The sequence below is a fragment of the Pseudomonas monsensis genome (assembly GCF_014268495.2).
Lineage (GTDB): Bacteria > Pseudomonadota > Gammaproteobacteria > Pseudomonadales > Pseudomonadaceae > Aquipseudomonas > Aquipseudomonas monsensis.
This window is the reverse complement of sequence record NZ_CP077087.1, coordinates 2,916,119-2,936,772: the sequence shown is the minus strand read 5'-3', so window position 1 is coordinate 2,936,772 and position 20,654 is coordinate 2,916,119. Positions and strand designations below refer to the sequence as shown.

The window sequence follows — 20,654 nt, the reverse complement described above, 5'->3', positions numbered from 1 at the left end:
GCTCATGAGTTTCGAAATTCGCAAGATCGTCAGCTATGTCGAAGAAACCTTTATCGAAGGCGGCAAGGCGGCTGACAAGCCAGTGACCATGGTCGGCCTGGCGGTGGTGATGAAGAACCCTTGGGTGGGCAACGGTTTCGTTGAAGACCTCAAGCCGCAGATCCGCGCCAACTGCTCCGACCTCGGCGCACTGATGGTCGAGCGTCTGGTCGGCATCATTGGCGGTGCGGAAAAAATCGAGGCCTACGGCAAAGCGGCTGTGGTCGGTGCCGACGGCGAGATCGAACACGCCTCCGCGGTGATCCACACCCTGCGCTTCGGCAACCACTACCGCGAAGCGGTCAAGGCCAAGAGCTACCTGAGCTTCACCAACAAGCGCGGCGGTCCGGGCACCTCGATTCAGATCCCGATGATGCACAAGGACGACGAAGGCCAGCGTTCGCACTACATCACCCTGGAAATGCAGATCGAAGACGCGCCGCGTGCCGACGAAATCGTCGTGGTGCTCGGTTGCGCCGACGGTGGTCGCCTGCACCCGCGCATCGGCAACCGCTACATCGACCTGGAAGAACTGGCTGCCGAAAAAGCCCAGTAATCACAATAAAAAGGCATTGCAGGAGCGCTCCATGATTCGGCTCACCGCTGAACTCACCCCGGCGGGCACCAGTTACCTGGCGACCGGCCAAGGCCAGCCCGTGGTTTTGATCCACGGCGTGGGCCTGAACAAAGAAATGTGGGGCGGCCAGATTGTCGGCCTGTCCAGCCAATACCGGGTGATCGCCTACGACATGCTCGGCCATGGCGCCAGCCCGCGCCCGGCCAGCGGCACCGCGCTGCTGGGTTACGCCGATCAGTTGCTGGAGCTGCTCGATCACTTGAATCTGCCCCAGGCAGCAGTGATCGGTTTCTCCATGGGCGGTCTGGTTGCGCGGGCCTTTGCCCTGCATTACCCGGAGCGCCTGCAAAGCCTGGTGGTGTTGAACAGCGTGTTCAACCGCAGCGAAGAACAGCGTGCCGGCGTGATCGCGCGCACCGCGCAAGCGGCCGAACATGGTCCCGACGCCAACGCCGAAGCGGCGCTGTCGCGTTGGTTCAGCCGCGAATATCAAGCGGCCAACCCGGCGCAGATCGCAGCGATCCGCCAGACCCTGGCCGGCAATGATCCGCAAGGCTACCTGACCACCTACGAACTGTTCGCCACCCAAGACATGTACCGCGCCGACGACCTGGGCAGCATTCAGGCGCCGACGCTGATCGCCACTGGCGAGCTCGATCCGGGTTCGACCCCGGAAATGGCCGAGCAACTGGCCCGACGCATCCCCGGTGCGAAGGTTGCGGTGCTGGCCGAGCAACGGCATATGATGCCGGTAGAGTCGCCGCGCCTGGTCAACCAGACGCTGCTGGAATTTCTCGAATACGCACACGCCCGACAAAACCATATAAAGGGGATCGTTGCATGACACTCGCACGCTTCCAGATGTGCATCGGCGGAGAATGGGTCGACGCCCTCTCCGGCAAGACTTTCGAAAGCCTTAACCCTGCTTGCGCGCAAGCCTGGGCCGAACTGCCCGACGCTGATGAAGCGGACGTCGAACGCGCCGTGCAAGCAGCGCAGACGGCCTTCGACAGCCCGGCCTGGCGCGGCCTCACCGCCACCGCACGCGGCAAACTGCTACGGCGTCTCGGTGATTTGATCGCCGAGAACAAGGAACAACTGGCGCAGCTGGAAAGCCGCGACAACGGCAAGCTGATCCGCGAAACCCGTGGCCAGGTCGGCTATCTGCCGGAGTTCTTCCACTACACCGCCGGTCTGGCCGACAAGCTCGAAGGCGGCACCCTGCCGCTGGATAAGCCGGATCTGTTCGCCTACACCGTGCACGAAGCCATGGGCGTAGTCGCGGCGATCATTCCGTGGAACAGCCCGCTGTACCTGACCGCGATCAAACTGGCTCCGGCCCTCGCCGCCGGCAACACCATCGTGATCAAGCCGTCCGAACATGCTTCGGCGACCATCCTCGAGCTGGCACGCCTGGCCCTCGAAGCCGGAATTCCGCCGGGCGTGGTCAACGTCGTCACCGGTTACGGCCCGAGCACCGGCGCCGCCCTCACCCGCCATCCGCTGATCCGCAAAATCGCCTTCACCGGCGGCGCGGCCACGGCCCGGCATGTGGTGCGCAGCAGCGCCGAAAACTTTGCCAAGCTGTCGCTGGAACTGGGCGGCAAGTCACCGAACATCATCTTCGCCGACGCCGATCTGGACAGCGCGATCAACGGCGCGATTGCCGGGATCTACGCGGCGTCGGGGCAGAGTTGCGTGTCGGGTTCGCGCCTGTTGGTGCAGGACGAAATCTACGACGAGTTCGTCAACCGACTGGTTGAACGCGCCCAACGCATTCGCATCGGCAACCCGCAAGAGGACAACAGCGAGATGGGCCCGATGGCCACCGCGCAGCAACTGGCGGTGGTCGAAGGTCTGGTCGCCGATGCCATCGCCGAGGGCGCGCGGTTGCGTACCGGCGGCAAGCGTCCGAGCGATCTCGGCGAGGGCTGGTTCTACGAGCCGACGTTGTTCGAGTGCGACCGCAACTCAATGAAGATCATGCAGGAAGAAGTCTTCGGCCCAGTGGCTTCGGTGATTCGCTTCAAAGATGAAGCCGAAGCACTGGCGATCGCCAACGACTCGCAGTTTGGCCTTGCCGCCGGCATCTGGACCCGCGACCTGGGCCGCGCCCATCGCCTCGCCCGCGACGTGCGCTCGGGGATCATCTGGGTCAACACCTACCGCGCGGTGTCGGCGATGGCACCGATCGGCGGCTTCAAGAACAGTGGCTATGGACGCGAAAGCGGCATCGACTCGGTGCTGGCCTACACCGAACTGAAAACGGTGTGGATCAACCTCTCTCAGGCGCCGATGCCTGATCCGTTTGTGATGCGCTAGGAGTACCGCGACATGATCGAACCCGGCATTTACAAAGACGTGATGAGCTCGTTCCCGTCCGGGGTCACGGTGGTCACCACCCTCGACCCGGACGGCGGCATCGTCGGCATCACCGCCAGCGCCTTCAGTGCGCTGTCGATTGATCCGGCACTGGTGCTGTTCTGCCCCAACTACGCCTCCGACACCTACCCGGTGCTGCGCGACAGCAAGAAATTCGCGATCCACTTGCTGTCCGCCGACCAGACCGCCGAGGCCTACGCCTTCGCCGGAAAAGGCAAGGACAAGGCCAAGAACATCGAGTGGCACCTTAGCGAACTCGGTAACCCGATCCTCGCCAAGGCCACGGCGATCATCGAGTGCGAATTGTGGCGCGAGTACGACGGTGGTGACCACGCGATCATCGTTGGCGCGGTGAAACACCTGATCCTGCCGGCGCAACCGGTAACGCCGATGATCTACCACAAAGGCAAGCTCGGCCCCCTGCCGACCCTGGCCTGAGACAACAATGCACAACCCTGTGGGAGCTGGCTTGCCAGCGATGAGGGCTTAACATTCAACATTGATGTTGGCTGATAGTCCGCCATCGCTGGCAAGCCAGCTCCCACAGGGACTGAGGCGAGGCAAAGAATATGAATAACGAAAAGTACGAAAAAGGCCTGAAAATCCGCACTGAGGTGCTCGGCGAAGCTTATGTACAGCGTTCAATAGAGAACGCCGACGACTTCACCCGTCCGTTGCAGGAAATGGTCACTGAATACTGCTGGGGCCATGTCTGGGGTCGCGAGGGCTTGTCGCTCCAGGAGCGCAGCATGATCAACCTGGCGATGATCTCGGCGCTGAACCGTCCGCATGAACTCAAGCTGCATGTGCGCGGCGCCTTGCGTAACGGCCTGAGTCGTGAGCAAATACGCGAAATTCTGCTTCAGGTCGGTATTTATTGCGGCGTCCCGGCAGCCGTGGACAGTTTCCGGCTCGCCCGTGAAGCCTTCGCCGAAGCCGACGCCGAGGCCTCCAGTTAACCCCTCGGCTGTTTAGATGCCCGTCTGGCATGGACAGCCAACTTAAAGAGCGGACCCCATGAAACGCCAGCCACTCGACGACAGCTTCAAGGTCAATCGCAACCCCGTTACCCTGCGCGAAATCGTGCTGGATAAACTGCGTAGCGCGATCATGAATTTCCAGCTCATGCCAGGGGATCGTCTGGTGGAGCGCGATCTGTGCGACCGCCTCGGTGTCAGCCGCACGTCGGTGCGTGAAGCCTTGCGTCACCTCGAATCCGAAGGCCTGGTGGAATTCGCCGATGCCAAGGGCCCACGGGTGGCGATCATCACTCTGGCCGATGCGGTCGACATCTATGAGCTGCGCTGTGTGCTTGAAGGCCTGATCGTCCAGCTGTTCACCCTGCGCGCCAAGGCCAAGGACATCAAGGCCCTGGAAAAAGCCCTCGACGACAACCGCAAGGCGCTCAAGGACGGCGAACTGCAACAGGTGATCGACTCGGTGCAGGGCTTCTACGACGTGCTGCTCGAAGGCTCGGGCAACCATGTTGCAGCCACGCAGCTGCGCCAGTTGCAGGCGCGCATCAGCTACCTGCGCGCGACGTCGGTGTCCCAGGAAAACCGGCGCGGCGCGAGTAACCACGAAATGGAAAAAATGGTCGAGGCGATCAAGAGCGGCGATCCGCTGGCGGCGCACCAGGCTTGTGTCGATCACGTACGCGCCGCCGCAGCCGTGGCCCTCGACTACCTCAAGCGCAAACAGGAAGAAACCGGCGCCACGCCGAACATCACCCTGCCGATCGCGCTGAAAGAACCGCGTATAGGGCACTGATATGTTCAGCCCGAGCTTTTGCCCGAAATGCGGTGGCCCTGACCTCGGTCAGCAGGTGCCGCCGGGCGATACGCACGAGCGCCTGATGTGCCGCGCCTGCGGCTACATCCACTACGTCAATCCGAAGATCATCGCCGGCTGCATCATCGAGCAGGACGGCAAATACCTCTTGTGCCAACGGGCGATCCCGCCGCGCCCGGGCACCTGGACGCTGCCGGCCGGCTTCATGGAAAGCGGCGAAACCACCGAACAGGCGGCGCTGCGCGAAGTCTGGGAAGAAAGCGGCGTGCGTGCGGAAATCATCTCGCCGTACTCGATTTTCAGCGTGCCGACGATCAGCGAGGTGTACATCATCTTCCGCGCCATCGCGCTGGAGATCACCGGGCAGTACGGGCCGGAAACCCTTGACTACAAATTCTTCGCCCCCGAAGACATCCCGTGGGAGCAGATCTACTACCCGGCGATCCGGCAGATCCTCGAGCGTTATATCGAGGAGCGTCAGGCCGGGGTGTATGGCATCTACATGGGCAATGATGACAGCGGCAAGATCCACTTCATCCGCTGATCACGCAGCCTGTTCTTTGCAGGAGCGAGCCTGCTCGCGATTGCGCTGTGTCAGTCGGTGGAAATGTTGACTGATAAAAAGCTATCGCGAACAGAGTATCTACAGGGGGTGTGGTGTTGCTTAGAGTGGGGCGATGCCTTCGACGATGATGATTTCCGCCCTCGCCCATTCCTCGCGATAACGTTTCGCCTCCTGATACGCCGCCGAGTGGTAGCACGCCAGCGCCTGCTCGTAGCTCTCGAACTCGATCACCACGCTACGCTGAGGGGTAGGCCTGCCCTCCAGCGCTTCGCTGCGCCCGCCCCGGGCTAAAAACTTTGCACCGAACTCGGCGAACGCCTGCGGCGCACGCTGGGTGTATTGGCTGTAGTACTCGGCATCGGCGACATCCACGTGGGCAATCCAGTACGCCTTCATAGTGACCTCTTTGTTGATTTTGTATTATGGTATACCAATATATTTCCAACGAACCCTGAGAGTCCAGCATGGCCTTCAACAGCATCGAAGAAATCATCGAAGAGTATCGTCTCGGCAAAATGGTCTTGCTGGTCGATGACGAAGATCGGGAAAACGAAGGCGACCTGCTGCTGGCCGCCGACTGCTGCACGCCCGAAGCGATCAGCTTCATGGCCCGCGAAGCGCGCGGGCTGATCTGCCTGACGCTGACCGACGAGCATTGCCAACGCCTGGGCCTGGAACAAATGGTGCCTGCCAACGGCAGCGTGTTCAGCACTGCGTTCACCGTGTCGATTGAAGCGGCGATTGGCGTCACCACCGGCATCTCCGCCGCTGATCGCGCGCGTACGGTCGCGGCCGCTGTGGCCAAAGACGCCCGTGCCGAAGACCTGGTGCAACCCGGCCACATCTTCCCGCTGCGCGCCAAGGAAGGTGGCGTGCTGACCCGCGCCGGCCACACCGAAGCCGGTTGCGACCTGGCACGCCTCGCCGGTTTCACCCCGGCCTCGGTGATCGTCGAGGTGATGAACGACGACGGCACCATGGCCCGCCGCCCGGACCTGGAAGTGTTCGCGCGCAAGCACGGGATCAAGATCGGCACCATCGCCGACCTGATCCACTACCGCCTGAGCACCGAGCACACCATCGAACGCATCGGCGAACGTGAGTTGCCCACCGTGCATGGCACCTTCCGCCTGATCACCTTTGAGGATCGCATTGAGGGTGGCGTGCACATGGCGATGGTCATGGGCGATCTGCGCCGTGAAGAGCCGACGCTGGTGCGCGTGCATGTGATCGACCCACTGCGCGATCTGGTCGGCGCCGAATACAGCGGGCCGAGCAACTGGACGCTGTGGGCGGCACTGCAACGGGTCGCGGCTGAAGGTCATGGGGTTGTGGTGGTGCTGGCCAATCACGAATCGTCGCAGGCGTTGCTCGAGCGCGTGCCACAACTGACTCAGCCGCCGCGACAGTTCAGTCGTTCGCAATCGCGGATCTATTCGGAGGTGGGCACCGGGGCGCAGATTCTGCAGAACCTTGGGGTTGGCAAGCTGCGGCATCTTGGGCCGCCGCTGAAGTATGCGGGGTTGACGGGGTATGACCTGGAAGTGGTCGAGAGTATTCCGTTCACTGAGTGAAGCGGCCCTCACCCCAGCCCTCTCCCCGAGGGAGAGGGAGCCGACCGAGTTGTTGGCCCGTTATCCATCGACCTGAGATACCGAGCCGAACTCAGGTTTTGAACAACACAAAGATCGGCCCCCTTTCCCCTCTCCCATTGGGAGAGGGCTGGGGTGAGGGGCTGGATCTGCAGTGCACCCTTCATCTCATGCCGAGCACATCCAAAAATCCATAATCAACAGATAACCGGTAAGGCAAAGTGCTTGCACAAAGTTTGGAATACCATAATATGATATTCCATAGACCGGACGACCTGAAAAACCGCCCGTCTACTGCTCCCGACAGGCGGGCAACAACGCAAGCCCGCTCAAAAACACAACAATGAGGGCGTAAAAATGGTGTTGAACAAAGCTGCAACCGCAATTCTTTTTGCGGGACTGCTGAGCGTGACCGGCCAGGCCGCGATGGCCGCCGAGAGTGTGAACTTTGTCAGCTGGGGCGGTAGCACCCAGGATGCGCAGAAACAGGCGTGGGCCGATCCGTTCAGCAAGGCCAGCGGCATCACCGTGGTGCAGGACGGTCCGACCGACTACGGCAAACTCAAGGCCATGGTCGAAAGCGGCAACGTGCAGTGGGATGTGGTCGATGTCGAAGCCGACTTCGCCCTGCGCGCAGCGGCTGAAGGCCTGCTCGAACCCCTCGATTTCAAAGTCATCCAGCGCGACAAGATCGACCCGCGTTTCGTCAGTGATTACGGCGTCGGCTCGTTCTTCTTCTCCTTCGTCCTCGGCTACAACGAGGGCAAACTCGGCGCCAACAAGCCCCAGGACTGGAGCGCCCTGTTCGACACCAAGACCTACCCCGGCAAACGCGCCCTGTACAAATGGCCAAGCCCCGGCGTGCTCGAACTGGCGCTGCTGGCCGACGGCGTGCCGGCTGACAAGCTCTACCCGCTGGATCTGGATCGCGCCTTCAAGAAACTCGACACCATCAAGAAAGACATCGTCTGGTGGGGCGGCGGCGCGCAGTCGCAGCAACTGCTGGCCTCCGGTGAAGCGAGCATGGGCCAGTTCTGGAACGGTCGGATCCACGCCCTGCAGGAAGACGGCGCGCCAGTCGGCGTGAGCTGGAAGCAGAACCTGGTCATGGCCGACATTCTGGTGATTCCAAAGGGCTCGAAAAACAAGGACGCGGCGATGAAGTTCCTGGCCACCGCCAGCAGCGCCAAAGGCCAGGCCGACTTCTCCAACCTGACCGCCTACGCCCCGGTCAACGTCGACAGCGTGGCGCGCCTGGACTCGGTGCTGGCCCCGAACCTGCCGACTGCCTACGCTAAGGATCAGATCACTCTTGATTTCGCGTACTGGGCCAAGAACGGTCAAGCCATCGCGACACGGTGGAACGAATGGCTGGTCAAATGAAAATGGCGGCCACTGCGTCCCGTCCCTCCACTGCCACCGGGAGCGCCGCGAGCGCTGCCGGTCCGGCCACAGGCAAGGCGAGTGCAATGGCGCAAGCCCCGTCCCTCAAACAACGCTGGCGCGGCGCCGGCAACCTCGTGCCGGCACTGCTGTTCCTCGGCCTGTTCTTTCTCGCGCCGTTGATTGGCCTGCTGTTGCGCGGCGTGCTCGAACCGACCCCGGGCCTTGGCAACTATGAACAACTGTTCGCCAACTCGGCGTACGCCAGGGTGCTGCTCAACACCTTCTCGGTGGCCGGACTGGTGACGATTTTCAGCCTGTTGCTCGGCTTTCCGCTGGCCTGGGCGATCACTTTGGTGCCACGCGGTTGGGGGCGCTGGATCCTCAACATCGTGCTGCTGTCGATGTGGACCAGCCTGCTCGCCCGCACCTATTCGTGGCTGGTGCTGCTGCAAGCCTCGGGGGTGATCAATAAGGCGCTCATGGCCATGGGCATCATCGATCAGCCGTTGGAAATGGTGCACAACCTGACCGGCGTGGTGATCGGCATGAGCTACATCATGATCCCGTTCATCGTCCTGCCGTTGCAGGCAACCATGCAGGCCATCGACCCGATGATCCTGCAGGCCGGCTCGATCTGCGGCGCCAGCCCGTGGACCAACTTCTTCCGGGTGTTCCTGCCGCTGTGTCGGCCGGGCCTGGCGTCTGGCGGGTTGATGGTGTTCGTGATGTCGCTCGGCTACTACGTCACCCCGGCGCTGCTCGGCGGGGCGCAGAACATGATGCTGCCGGAGTTCATCATTCAGCAGGTGCAATCGTTCCTCAACTGGGGCCTGGCCAGTGCCGGCGCCGCATTGCTGATCGCGATCACCCTGGTGCTGTTCTACTTCTACCTGAAGCTTCAGCCGGAGTCCCCGGTTGGCGCCAGCAACGCGAGGTAAGCCGAGATGCTCCTGACTCCCAATGCCATGAGCCGGCGGATGCGTTTCGGCTTGTACGCAACCACCGGACTGATCGGTCTGTTCCTGCTGTTGCCGATCGTGTTCATTGTCCTGCTGTCGTTTGGTTCCTCGCAGTGGCTGGTGTTCCCACCGCCGGGCTGGACGCTGAAATGGTACGGCCAGTTCTTCTCCAACGCCGACTGGATGAACGCCGCGGCGGCCAGCCTCAAGGTGGCCGTGCTGACCACGATCTGCGCGGTGGCCCTCGGTTTGCCGACCGCGTTTGCGCTGGTACGCGGGCGTTTTCCTGGCCGGGAAATGCTCTACGGCCTGTTCACCCTGCCGATGATCGTGCCGCTGGTGATCATCGCCGTGGCGGTATACGCGCTGTTTCTCAAGCTCGGTTACACAGGGACGATGTTCGCTTTCGTCGTCAGCCATGTGATCGTCGCGCTGCCATTTACCATCATCTCGATCATCAACTCGCTCAAGCTGTTCGATCAGTCGATTGAAGACGCCGCGGTGATCTGCGGTGCCTCGCGCCTGCAAGCAGTGTTCAAGGTGACGTTCCCGGCGATCCGTCCGGGAATGGTCGCCGGCGCCCTCTTCGCCTTCCTCGTTTCGTGGGACGAAGTGGTGCTCAGCGTGATGATGGCCAGCCCCACCCTGCAAACCCTTCCCGTGAAAATGTGGACCACTTTGCGCCAGGACCTGACCCCCGTGATCGCCGTCGCTTCGACGCTGCTGATCGGCCTGTCGGTGTTGGTCATGGTGATCGCCGCCGCCCTGCGCCGGCGCAACGAAATCAGCGCCTGAGCGCCCAGGAGTACGACATGAGTGCCGTGATCAAAGACGCATCCCAGCAGAACGACAAACCCCTGGTCAGCCTGCGTAACCTGAACAAGCACTACGGTGACTTTGCCGCCGTGGACAACATCTCGCTGGACATCAAGGACGGCGAGTTCCTGACCTTTCTCGGCTCCAGCGGCTCGGGCAAAAGCACCACGCTGTCGATGCTCGCCGGTTTCGAAACACCGAGCAGTGGCGAGATCCTGGTCAACGGTCAGTCGCTGGTCAACGTGCCGCCGCACAAGCGCGACATCGGCATGGTGTTCCAGCGCTATTCGCTGTTCCCGCATCTGTCGGTGCGCGACAACATCGCCTTCCCGCTGGCGATCCGCAAACTCGCCGCCGCCGAACGTGACAAGCGTGTCGACGCGATGCTCAAACTGGTGCAACTGGAACAGTTCGCCCATCGCCGCCCTTCGCAACTGTCTGGCGGCCAGCAGCAACGGGTCGCCATCGCCCGGGCGCTGGTTTACGAGCCACGCATCCTGTTGATGGACGAACCGCTCGGTGCACTGGACAAAAAACTGCGTGAGGATTTGCAGGATGAACTGCGTCAGCTGCATCGGCGCCTGGGCATCACCATCGTCTACGTGACCCACGATCAGGAAGAAGCCATGCGTTTGTCGCAACGCATCGCGATTTTCAGTCACGGCAAGATTGTCGGGCTGGGCAGCGGTTATGACCTGTATCAGAACCCGCCGAATGCGTTTGTCGCGTCGTTTCTCGGTAATTCGAACTTCCTCAAGCTCAAGGCGCAAGGCAATGCAGCAGCGAGTTTTGAGGGGCAATCGTTGTCGATTCGACTGACAACCGGGTTGCACACGGATCAGGATGTGTTGCTGATGGTGCGGCCGGAGAAAGCCTTGGCACTGAGCGTGCAGCAGGCGAGCGATGAGCCGCTGCCGGCGGGCTGGAACGAAGTGTCAGCGAAGGTCGTGGAAGTGCTGTTCCTCGGGGAGAGCCAGACTTGCAGCGTGGTCACTTCGGGCGGGACGTCGATGACGGTGAAAGCGTTATCGGCGGCGGGCATGCCGCTCAAGGCTGGCGACCCGGTGCGGGTGCGCTGGGCCACCGCTGATGCCTGCGTCTACACCGAATGGACCGAAAGTGACCTGAACAAAGCGGCCGGCGCCCACTGATAGCGTGTTGCCTGTGGGATTTACCCCCTCACCTGATCTGGCTTAATGATTCTGGACACCCTTAAAGGGCGGTAATCTACGCCCAGCGAAGAGGTGGCATTTGACTAGACGATATTTTTCGACAGATTTCAAACGGGATGCGGCTTGCCTGGTTTTGGATAAAGACTATTCGGTGAGTGAAGCCTGCGAAGCAATGGGCGTCGGACCTACAGCACTGCGTCGCTGGGTTGAGCAGTTGCGAGCTGAGCGCAACGGTAAGACGCCTGAGAAGTCCAAGGCCATGACTCCTGACCAACAACGCATCCAAGAACTGGAAGCAAAAATCCGACGGATTGAGCGAGAGAAGGAAATCTTAAAAAAGGCTACGGCTCTCTTGATGTCGGATTCCCTCGATCAGTAAGGCTGGTCGAGGAATTAAGCGAGCAATATCCAAGATCCGAGTTGTGTGGCGTGTTTGGTATCAACCGCAGCAGTTATTACGAGCGTCTGAAACAGCGGACAAAAGTGGATGCCGAGCGCGAGCGCCTCAAGATCAAGGCTGCTGAATTACATAAGCAAAGTCGCGGTTCAATGGGCGCGCGCAGCCTGTCAAAGGCGTTGTGTAACGAAAAGGAGTCGGTAGGTCGTTACATGGCTCGTAGCCTGATGCTCGAGATCGGATTGAAGAGCCAGCAACGACGCAGACATCGTTACAAACCTAGCGGCGCAGAGGCTCAATACGCCCCCAATCATTTGGAGCGTAAATTCAACGTTGAGGCGCCCAATCAAGTGTGGTGTGGCGATGTGACTTACATTTGGGCCGGTACTTACTGGGTTTATCTGGCTGCGGTACTAGACCTGCATGCCCGACGCGTCGTCGGTTGGGCGATATCCAGAAGTCCCGATTCGGCTCTGACCTGTAAAGCGTTGAGGATGGCTTTCGAGTCGCGAGGACGCCCTGAAAACTTGATGTTCCATTCGGATCAGGGTTGTCATTACAGCAGCAAAATGTTCCGAGAAACGCTGTCGGAGATGCGAATAAAACAAAGCATGAGTCGACGAGGAAACTGCTGGGATAACGCTCCGATGGAACGTTTCTTTGGCAGTTTGAAATCTGAATGGATACCCAAGGTCGGTTATCGAAACGAAGATGAAGCCAGTAGCGATGTGCTGCGCTACCTGACCCACTATTACAATCGGATCAGGCTACACAGTCACAACGGCTACCGAACTCCGGTAGACATGGAAGCCCTGGCGGCATGAAAAGGGATAAAACCCTATAACTGTGTCCAGGATCGTTTGACCAGATCAACCCCAGCCCTCCCCCCCAGGGGGGGGCGAGGGGGAAAGGGAGCCGATCTCCGTGCTGTTCAAAATCCGGGTTCGACTCGGTATCCCAAGTCGGCGTCCCTCGAAAGAACACCTCAATCAGTCCCTCTCCCTCAGGGAGAGGGAGCCAATCTTCATGCTGTTCAAACCTGAGTTCGACGCAGCACTCTCAGGTCGGCGTAACTTGTCCAAACAACCCGGTCAGTCCCCTCTCCCTCCGGGAGAGGGCCAGGGTGAGGGAAACAGTCGACGCGGTATCAGACGATGGCGCGGTAGCCTTCAATCTCATCCGGCCACGCCGTGAGGATTTCAAACCCCGTCTCCGTCACCGCCACCATGTGCTCCCACTGCGCCGACAACGAGCCATCCTTGGTCAGCACGGTCCAGCCATCTGGCATGTTCTTCACATGGCGCTTGCCGGCATTGAGCATCGGCTCTACGGTAAAAATCATCCCCGCCTTAAGCTTCATGCCCTGATTGGGAAAACCGTAATGCAGAATCTGCGGCTCATCGTGATAGACCTTGCCGATCCCGTGGCCGCAGTACTCGCGCACCACGCTGAAGCCTTCCCTCTCCGCCAGACTCTGAATCGCATGGCCGATATCGCCCAATGTGGCGCCCGGCTTGACCACCCGAATACCCGCGCACATGGCCTCGTAGGTGGTGTTGATCAGGTGCTGCGCCTCAGGCGTCGCCTCGCCGACCACGTACATGCGGCTGGTATCACCGAACCAGCCGTCCTTGATCACCGCGATGTCGAGGTTGACGATGTCGCCATTCTGCAACGGCGTACCCGAGGGAATACCGTGGCACACCACGTCGTTGACCGAAGCGCAGACGGTTTTCGGGAAACCGTGATAACCGACGTTGGCCGGAACCGCTTTCTGCACATTGACGATGTAGTCGTTGCACAGCCGATCCAGTTCGTCGGTGGTCACACCGGCCTTTACATGCGGCACCAGCATCGCCAGTACTTCAGCGGCGAGTTGACCGGCGGCGCGTGATTGCGCGATCTCGGCGGGCGTGTTGATCTTGATCTGGTTTCTCATGCGCTGACGGCTTCCTGAGTCAGTTGTTGCAGATCCAGCCCGCCGTTCTGTTCGGCGCGAATCAGCAAGCGGCAAATGGCGCTGTGGTCGAGGTTGGGGTGCAGCTCGGCGAGCATGCCGATGCGCATCCAGTGCTCGGCCTGCGCGTTGATCGAGCGGCTGAGTGCATTGCTGGAGATGCGCAGGTTCTCGTGCATGTCCTCAGAAATCTTTACGATGCCCATATATGAATCCGATACGTTGTGTATATGGATCGTATATTAGCCAAGCCTTACGCGAAATTGCAAACGCACACAATCTGCAGGACGTAGCGCGGCAAATCGCAGGCAAAAAAAAGCTGCCAAAAGAGGCAGCAAAAACTTTAAGAACACGCGATGTATTGGGCTCAGCATAGACGCCGGATAATGACAGTGTCATGACAGACACACATTCATTGAACCGCCCCGCTGCCGTCATCAGGATGTCATCAACTTCACGGCAGAATCCTCGCAAACCGTCTTGAGCCTTGAGACGGACGTTTTGCAAGGACTCCCATGAAAGAAGACGCCTCGCTGTTTGCCGCCATCGACCTGGGTTCGAATGCATTTCGCATGATGATCGGCCAGTCGGTCCGCAGCCGCAAAGGCTTCATGATTCAGGAGGTGAAAACCTTGCGCGAACCGGTGCGCCTGGCCGAGGGGTTTGACGGTGGCGCGCTGGACACCCTGGCGCTGGATCGCGGCTGGCAGGCGTTGGCGCGGTTCGGCAAAAAGCTGCGGGGGTTCGAAGCGGGTCGGGTGCGTGCGGTGGCCACCAGCGCCGTGCGCGAAGCCGACAATGCACAACTGTTTCTCGCCAGCGCCGAGCGGCATCTGGGCTTTGACATCGACGTCATTTCCGGACATGAAGAGGCTCGGCTGGTGTATGCCGGCGTGGCGCATGCACTGCCGACTGCTGACGACATGCGTCTGGTGGTCGATATCGGTGGCGGTTCCACCGAACTGATCCTCGGCCAAGGCTCGCAACCGTTGCTGACTGAAAGCATTGCCATCGGCAGCGGCACGCTGGGCGCGCGCTATTTTCCCGATGGGCGCATTACCCCCGGTGCCTTGCAAGAAGCCGAGCGCGTCGCCATCCTGCAATTTGAAAAAGTCGCCCGCCGCTATCGCGCGCAAGGCTGGCAGCAAACCATTGGCTCATCCGGCACCGCGCGCATGCTCGCCAAGGTGCTCAAGGCCAATCGCCTGAACGACTTCGGCCACGACGGCATTACCTACGGTGGGCTGTTGCGCCTGTCGTTACTGCTGCTGAAAGTGAAGAACGTCCAGCAACTGAAACTCGCCGGCCTGCAAGCGCACCGCCAGAGCATTCTGCCCGGTGGCCTGGTGTTGATGCTGGCGGCGTTCAAGGTGTTCGGCATTTCGCAGATGGTGCCGTCCGAACCCGGCCTGCGCCTGGGCGTACTGCACGGTTTGATGAGCAAGCATTAATTCCCCTCCGGCAGATTCGTCTCCCCTAAAGCGGCTCGATCGACTACCATGCCGCCGCCGGTTTCCATACGGAATTAATAGGGAATCCGAGGTGCGTCAGCGCATCGTTCGGAACTGCCCCCGCAACTGTAGGTGCTGAGCCTGCTCCACGACTGCCACTGGGTGAACCCGGGAAGGCCGGAGCACGGGCGATGACGCATCAGTCAGGAGACCTGCCGGCACAGTGACTACTAACCGGCGGGGTGTCCGGGAAGGACATCGTGCCGTGCGCGTCTTCGTTTGATCAGCAGCCTTGCGCTGTTGCCATGACTGCGTTCGCTGGTGTGTTTCCAGACCGTACTCTCCCCGCCTTGCGTACGGTTCCCCTGGAGACTGCCCATGCTGCTGCCCCGCGTTGCCATCCTGCTCACCGGCCTGAGTCTTTGCGCGCTCGCCCATGCAGCGCCGACGACCTATCCACTGACCGTCGAGAACTGCGGCAGCACCCTGACCTTCCAGCACGCCCCCACGCGCACCGTCACCATCGGCCAGGCTGGCACCGAAATGCTTTACGCCCTGGGCCTGGGCGACAAAGTGGTCGGCACCTCGCTGTGGTTCAACGACGTGCTGGCCACGTACAAGGCGCAGAACGACAAGATCGAACGCCTGGCCGATAACGAGCCGAGTTTCGAAGCGGTGATCGGCAAGCGCCCGGAACTGGTCGCCGTGGAGCTGGAATGGATGGTCGGCCCACAAGGTGCGGTGGGCACGCGCGAGCAGTTTCACGAGCTGAAGATTCCGACGTACCTGCTGCCCTCCGATTGCGAAGCCAAGGACAACCTCGTCGGCGCCGACGGTACCCGGCTGGCGCCGTTTCGCATCGACACGATTTACAAGAGCGTGAGCCAACTGGCGCAAATCTTCGATGTGCAGGACCGCGGCCAGCAGCTCAATGAACAACTCAAGGCCAGCCTCGCCCGATCAGTCGCCACGGCTCAGGGCAAACAATTGAAAGACGCAAGTGCCGTGGTCTGGTTCTCCAGTGCGCAGATGGACATCGAGCCCTTCGTGGCCGGACACAAAGGCATTCCCGATTTCATGCTGAGTACCCTCGGCGTGCGCAACGTGGTGCAATCCGATGAAGAGTGGCCGACGGTCGGCTGGGAAACCATCGCCAAGGCCAACCCGACCTTCATCGTCATCGCACGCATGGATCGCCGGCGCTTCCCCGCTGACGACTATCAGAAGAAACTCGCCTTCCTGCGCAGCGACCCGGTGACCCGCAACATGGACGCGGTGAAAAACAACCGCATCATCATTCTCGACGCCCTGGCCATGCAGGCCAGCCTGCGCACGTTCGATGGCATCGAGCAACTGGCCACGGCCCTCAACGGCTATGACCTGTCGCAATGAATAAAAGCCTGATCCGCGCACTACTGGCCCTGACGACACTGTTGATCGCCGTGCTCGCGGGGGTCGCCATCGGAGAGACGTCGATTGCTCCGGACGTGGTGCTAAAAGTGCTGGCCAACAAGCTGTGGACCGCCGGGCATGCGCTCGACCCGATCGACGAAGGCATTGTCTGGAACTACCGCCTGACCCGCGCCCTGGTCGCCGCCGCGTGCGGTGCCGGTCTGGCGACGTGCGGGGTGATTTTGCAGTCGCTGCTGCGCAATCCGCTGGCCGATCCCTATTTGCTCGGCATCTCCGCCGGGGCCTCGACCGGCGCGGTGATGGTGGCGCTGCTCGGGATTGGCGCCGGGGCGATTTCGCTGTCCGCCGGAGCTTTTGCCGGCGCGGTAACGGCGTTCGTGCTGGTCATTCTGCTGGCCCGTGTCAGCGGTTCGGCCAACGGCACCGGGCAGATCATTCTCGCGGGGATCGCCGGCTCGCAGCTGTTCAATGCGCTCACCGCGTTTCTGATTACCCGTTCGGCGAGTTCCGAGCAGGCGCGCGGCATCATGTTCTGGCTGCTCGGTAATCTCGGCGGCGTGCGCTGGCCGTCGGTGTGGCTGGCGGTGCCGGTGGCCCTGTTCGGCTTGCTGGTGTGCCTGTGGCATCGGCGCGCGCTGGATGCATTTACCTTTGGCGCGGATTCGGCGGCGTCCCTCGGCATACCGGTGCGGCGGGTGCAGATTGTGCTGATCGGTTGCGCGGCGCTGGTAACGGCGGTGATGGTGTCGATTGTCGGTTCGATCGGTTTTGTCGGCCTGGTGATTCCCCATGCGGCGCGTCTGTTGCTCGGCACCGGGCATGCCCGTCTGCTGCCGGCCAGCGCATTGGGGGGCGCGGTGTTTCTGATTGCCGCCGACGTGCTGTCGCGCACCCTGATCAAGGGTCAGGTGATTCCGGTCGGTGTGATTACCGCGCTGGTCGGCGCGCCGGTGTTTGCGCTCATCCTGATTGGCCGGAGATCGGCTCGATGAACCCGGTGTTGAGTTGTTCCGGGCTGACGTTCAAGGTGCGCGGCGCCGAGTTGCTTGACGGTGTCTGCCTGGAGGTCCAGCGCAGCGAGACCCTCGGCATCGTCGGGCCCAATGGCTCGGGCAAATCCACTCTGTTGAAACTGCTTGCCGGATTGCGCGAGCCGAGCGTTGGCGAGGTTCTGCTCGAAGGCCAGCCCCTCGGGAAAATGCCCCGGCGCAGCATTGCGCAAAAACTGGCGGTGGTCGAACAACAGGCCGACACCGACGACGGCATCCGCGTATTCGACGCCGTTGCACTGGGGCGCACACCGTGGCTTTCAGCGCTGCAGCCGTGGTCGCAGGTGGACGACGCCATCGTTGAACAGGCGTTGATCGACGTCGATGCGCTGCACCTGCGCACGCGTGTCTGGCGTCACTTGTCAGGCGGTGAACGCCAGCGCGTGCACATTGCCCGAGCGTTGGCCCAGCGCCCGCAAATCCTGCTGCTGGACGAACCGGCCAACCACCTCGACATCCAGCATCAATTGACGATCCTCAACGTGGTGCAGGCGTTGCCGGTGACCACACTGATTGCATTGCATGACCTCAATCAGGCGTTGAAATGCGATCGGCTGGCGGTGCTGGAACGCGGCCGGCTGGTGGCTCTGGGCAAGCCGCTGGAAGTGCTGACGCCGCAGCGGCTACAGGAAACGTTCGGGGTCAAGGCGCACTACCTGACAGACCCGTTCGATGGTGCGCAGATCCTGCGATTTCATTCATAAAACACAGCCCGCTCCACAACGGCTGTGTTTCATGCGGCCCAAGCGTTACGCCAGCTCTTTGCGCAACTGCCGCGCCGCCGCGACCATATGCACCAGCGCCGCTTCGGTCTCCGGCCAGCCGCGGGTTTTCAGGCCGCAGTCCGGGTTGACCCACAGGCGCTCGGCCGGGATGCGCCGGGCCGCCTTGCGCAGCAGACCGGCCATTTCCGCGACCTGCGGAATCCGTGGCGAGTGGATATCGTAGACGCCCGGGCCGATGTCGTTCGGGTAGGCGAAGGCTTCGAAGGCGTCGAGCAGTTCCATGTCCGAACGTGACGTCTCGATGGTGATCACATCCGCATCCATCGCCGCGATGGACTCGATCACATCGTTGAACTCGCTGTAGCACATGTGCGTGTGAATCTGGGTTTCGTCGTGCACCCCGCCAGCGCACAGGCGGAACACCTCGCTCGCCCAGTCCAGATACTGCTGCCACTGTGCCTGACGCAACGGCAAGCCTTCGCGGAATGCCGCTTCGTCGATCTGCACGATCCTGATCCCGGCCGCTTGCAGATCGACCACTTCGTCACGGATCGCCAGCGCCAGTTGCCGGGCCTGCACTTCGCGGCTGACATCTTCACGAGGGAACGACCACATCAACATGGTCACAGGCCCGGTCAGCATGCCCTTCATCACTTTGTCGGTCAGACCCTGCGCATAGCGGATCCATTCGACAGTCATGGCGTGCGGACGGCTGAGATCGCCGAAGATCACCGCCGGCTTCACGCAACGCGAGCCGTAACTCTGCACCCAGCCAAAACGGGTGAATACGTAGCCATCCAGTTGCTCGGCAAAGTACTCGACCATGTCATTGCGCTCGGCTTCACCGTGTACCAGCACGTCAAGGCCCAGCCGTTCCTGGATGTCCACCGCATGGCGGATTTCGCTGTGCATGGCTTCGGTGTATTCGGCCGCGCTCAGCTTGCCTTGCTTGAACGACTGCCGCGCCAGACGGATCGACGCAGTCTGCGGGAACGAACCGATGGTGGTGGTCGGGAACAGCGGCAGGTCCAGCCGGACGCGTTGCTTGGCGATACGCTGGGCGAACGGCGACTGACGCTGGCTGTCCTTGGCGGTGATCGCCGCCACCCGGGCCTGCACGGCCGGTTTGTGAATGCGCGGAGACGCGGCGCGACTGGTCTGCACCGAACGGCTTTGCGTCAATGCGCGCAGCACTTTTGGTGCTTCCGGCGCCTTGACCGCGTGCGCCAGTACCGCGACTTCTTCGCACTTTTGCACCGCGAATGCCAGCCAGCTCTTCAGCTCGGCATCAAGACTGTCTTCGCGGCTCAGATCCACCGGGCTGTGCAGCAGCGAGCAGGACGGCGCGACCCATAGACGTTCACCCAGGCGCTCATGGGCGTGTTGCAGGGTCGCCAGGGCGTTTTCCAGATCGCAGCGCCAGACATTGCGGCCATTGACCATTCCCAGCGACAGCACTTTGTAGGCCGGCAGGCGATCGAGAATGGTCGGGTACTGTTCCGGCGCGCGCACCAGGTCAATGTGCAGTCCATCGACCGGCAGGTTGGCGGCCAGACCGAGGTTTTCTTCCAGCCCACCGAAATAGGTAGCAACCAGCTTTTTCAGTGGATCGCGCTGAATCTGGTTGTAGGCACGCTCGAACGCGTTCTTCCACGCTTGCGGCAAGTCGAGCACCAGAATCGGTTCGTCGATCTGCACCCATTCGACACCGAGCGCGGCGAGCCGCGCGAAGATCTGTCCGTACAGCGGCAGCAGGCGATCGAGCAGTTCAAGCTTGTCGAACTCGCTACCCTTGGCCTTGCCCAGCCACAGGTATGTCAACGGGCCGATCACCACAGGCTTGACGTTGTGCCCCAGCGCGCGGGCTTCTTCGACTTCTTCGAACAACTGCTCCCAGCCCAGCTGGAATTGCTGATCGACACTGAATTCCGGGACCAGGTAGTGGTAATTGGTGTCGAACCATTTGGTCATTTCCTCGGCGTGAGCCCCGCCGCAGCACGTGTCGCTGACGCCACGGGCCATGCCGAACAGGGTTTGCAACGTTGCCTTGCCGTCGTGCGGGCGGAAACGCTCAGGGATCACACCGAACATCAACGAGTGAGTCAGGACCTGGTCGTACCAGGCGAAATCGCCGACCGGCAGCAGCTCGATGCCGGCGTTCTTCTGAATCTCCCAATGCGCCTTGCGCAGCTCACGACCAACGTCGCGCAGGCCCGTCTCGTCCAGCTCTCCTTTCCAGAACGCCTCTTGTGCTTTCTTCAGTTCACGGTCGCGGCCGATGCGCGGAAATCCAAGGGAATGGGCCAGTGCCATAACAAACAACTCCAGAATCGTGTCAATGGCGGCTATTGTCGAGGTCAGGCCTTGGTGAGACAAACTCATT

The 20,654-nt window shown here is 61.3% G+C and carries 21 protein-coding genes and 1 riboswitch; of the genes, 17 read left to right on the top strand and 4 right to left on the bottom strand.

The window, feature by feature from the left end; genetic code table 11:
* The first annotated feature begins 4 nt into the window (after positions 1-4).
* From HV782_RS12900 to HV782_RS12870, 7 genes are all read left to right on the top strand, one after another.
* Positions 5-595, top strand: a complete 591-nt coding sequence (locus tag HV782_RS12900; RefSeq protein ID WP_128613767.1) for an amino acid synthesis family protein — start codon at positions 5-7, stop codon at positions 593-595.
* A gap of 31 nt (positions 596-626) precedes the next feature.
* Positions 627-1,460 carry an alpha/beta fold hydrolase gene (locus HV782_RS12895; RefSeq protein ID WP_123467987.1) on the top strand — a complete coding sequence of 278 codons (834 nt, stop codon included), beginning with the start codon at positions 627-629 and terminating at the stop codon, positions 1,458-1,460.
* Positions 1,457-2,938, top strand: coding sequence for an aldehyde dehydrogenase (locus HV782_RS12890; protein ID WP_186748477.1), 1,482 nt, complete (start codon positions 1,457-1,459; stop codon positions 2,936-2,938). Before HV782_RS12895 ends, HV782_RS12890 begins: the two co-directional genes overlap by 4 nt.
* Before the next feature lie 12 nt (positions 2,939-2,950).
* Positions 2,951-3,436, top strand: coding sequence for a flavin reductase family protein (locus tag HV782_RS12885; RefSeq protein WP_186748478.1), 486 nt, complete (start codon positions 2,951-2,953; stop codon positions 3,434-3,436).
* 131 nt (positions 3,437-3,567) lie between these two features.
* Complete coding sequence (locus HV782_RS12880; RefSeq protein ID WP_186748479.1) at positions 3,568-3,957, top strand: carboxymuconolactone decarboxylase family protein; 390 nt, start codon at positions 3,568-3,570, stop codon at positions 3,955-3,957.
* Between the two features lie 58 nt (positions 3,958-4,015).
* Complete coding sequence (locus HV782_RS12875) at positions 4,016-4,768, top strand: GntR family transcriptional regulator (RefSeq protein ID WP_116256671.1); 753 nt, start codon at positions 4,016-4,018, stop codon at positions 4,766-4,768.
* Position 4,769: 1 nt separating this feature from the next.
* A complete protein-coding gene (locus HV782_RS12870; protein ID WP_123467979.1) occupies positions 4,770-5,333 on the top strand; it encodes an NUDIX hydrolase in 564 nt (187 codons plus the stop codon).
* A gap of 120 nt (positions 5,334-5,453) precedes the next feature.
* On the opposite strand, the gene HV782_RS12865 is transcribed toward HV782_RS12870, so the two are convergent.
* Entirely contained in the window at positions 5,454-5,750 is a 297-nt protein-coding gene (locus HV782_RS12865) for a DUF1330 domain-containing protein (protein ID WP_186748480.1), read from the bottom strand.
* Between the two features lie 68 nt (positions 5,751-5,818).
* On the opposite strand from HV782_RS12865, the gene ribBA reads away from it, so the two are divergent.
* The 6 genes from ribBA (at position 5,819) to HV782_RS12835 (ending at position 12,500) form a co-directional block, all read left to right on the top strand.
* Positions 5,819-6,928, top strand: a complete 1,110-nt coding sequence (gene ribBA, locus HV782_RS12860) for a bifunctional 3,4-dihydroxy-2-butanone-4-phosphate synthase/GTP cyclohydrolase II (protein ID WP_128613772.1) — start codon at positions 5,819-5,821, stop codon at positions 6,926-6,928.
* A gap of 375 nt (positions 6,929-7,303) precedes the next feature.
* Positions 7,304-8,329 carry an ABC transporter substrate-binding protein gene (locus HV782_RS12855; protein WP_123467973.1) on the top strand — a complete coding sequence of 342 codons (1,026 nt, stop codon included), beginning with the start codon at positions 7,304-7,306 and terminating at the stop codon, positions 8,327-8,329.
* Positions 8,326-9,270 (top strand): ABC transporter permease, encoded by a 945-nt coding sequence (locus tag HV782_RS12850; protein ID WP_177490400.1) that lies wholly within the window; start codon positions 8,326-8,328, stop codon positions 9,268-9,270. The genes HV782_RS12855 and HV782_RS12850 overlap by 4 nt, the downstream gene beginning before the upstream one ends.
* A gap of 6 nt (positions 9,271-9,276) precedes the next feature.
* The gene (locus tag HV782_RS12845) at positions 9,277-10,086 is read left to right on the top strand and encodes an ABC transporter permease (protein ID WP_025111627.1); all 810 of its coding nucleotides are present in this window, start codon (positions 9,277-9,279) and stop codon (positions 10,084-10,086) included.
* A 17-nt stretch (positions 10,087-10,103) separates the two neighbouring features.
* Entirely contained in the window at positions 10,104-11,258 is a 1,155-nt protein-coding gene (locus HV782_RS12840) for an ABC transporter ATP-binding protein (RefSeq protein WP_186748481.1), read from the top strand.
* A 100-nt stretch (positions 11,259-11,358) separates the two neighbouring features.
* A protein-coding gene (locus HV782_RS12835) for an IS3 family transposase (RefSeq protein WP_225931025.1) occupies positions 11,359-12,500 on the top strand; the annotation gives its coding sequence in 2 pieces (ribosomal slippage) (positions 11,359-11,620 and positions 11,620-12,500; 1,143 coding nt in all).
* 323 nt (positions 12,501-12,823) lie between these two features.
* On the opposite strand, the gene map is transcribed toward HV782_RS12835, so the two are convergent.
* Positions 12,824-13,615 carry a type I methionyl aminopeptidase gene (gene map / locus HV782_RS12830; protein WP_186748651.1) on the bottom strand — a complete coding sequence of 264 codons (792 nt, stop codon included), beginning with the start codon at positions 13,613-13,615 and terminating at the stop codon, positions 12,824-12,826.
* Complete coding sequence (locus tag HV782_RS12825; RefSeq protein ID WP_007918027.1) at positions 13,612-13,839, bottom strand: ParD-like family protein; 228 nt, start codon at positions 13,837-13,839, stop codon at positions 13,612-13,614. The genes map and HV782_RS12825 overlap by 4 nt, the downstream gene beginning before the upstream one ends.
* Positions 13,840-14,148: 309 nt before the next feature.
* Between HV782_RS12825 and HV782_RS12820 the strand changes: the two genes are divergently transcribed.
* From HV782_RS12820 to HV782_RS12805, 4 genes are all read left to right on the top strand, one after another.
* On the top strand, positions 14,149-15,084 hold the full coding sequence (locus HV782_RS12820; protein WP_186748652.1) for a Ppx/GppA family phosphatase: 936 nt from the start codon (positions 14,149-14,151) through the stop codon (positions 15,082-15,084).
* Between the two features lie 41 nt (positions 15,085-15,125).
* Positions 15,126-15,318: riboswitch (cobalamin riboswitch) on the top strand.
* Positions 15,319-15,462: 144 nt separating this feature from the next.
* Positions 15,463-16,476: an ABC transporter substrate-binding protein gene (locus HV782_RS12815; protein ID WP_186748653.1), complete on the top strand. Its 1,014-nt coding sequence runs from the start codon at positions 15,463-15,465 to the stop codon at positions 16,474-16,476.
* 8 nt (positions 16,477-16,484) lie between these two features.
* Positions 16,485-17,489 (top strand): FecCD family ABC transporter permease, encoded by a 1,005-nt coding sequence (locus HV782_RS12810; protein WP_186748660.1) that lies wholly within the window; start codon positions 16,485-16,487, stop codon positions 17,487-17,489.
* A complete protein-coding gene (locus tag HV782_RS12805) occupies positions 17,486-18,250 on the top strand; it encodes an ABC transporter ATP-binding protein (RefSeq protein ID WP_128614539.1) in 765 nt (254 codons plus the stop codon). Before HV782_RS12810 ends, HV782_RS12805 begins: the two co-directional genes overlap by 4 nt.
* Positions 18,251-18,295: 45 nt before the next feature.
* Here HV782_RS12805 and metE read toward each other — a convergent pair whose 3' ends face one another.
* Positions 18,296-20,584 (bottom strand): 5-methyltetrahydropteroyltriglutamate--homocysteine S-methyltransferase, encoded by a 2,289-nt coding sequence (metE, locus tag HV782_RS12800; RefSeq protein WP_186748661.1) that lies wholly within the window; start codon positions 20,582-20,584, stop codon positions 18,296-18,298.
* Positions 20,585-20,654 lie beyond the last annotated feature (70 nt).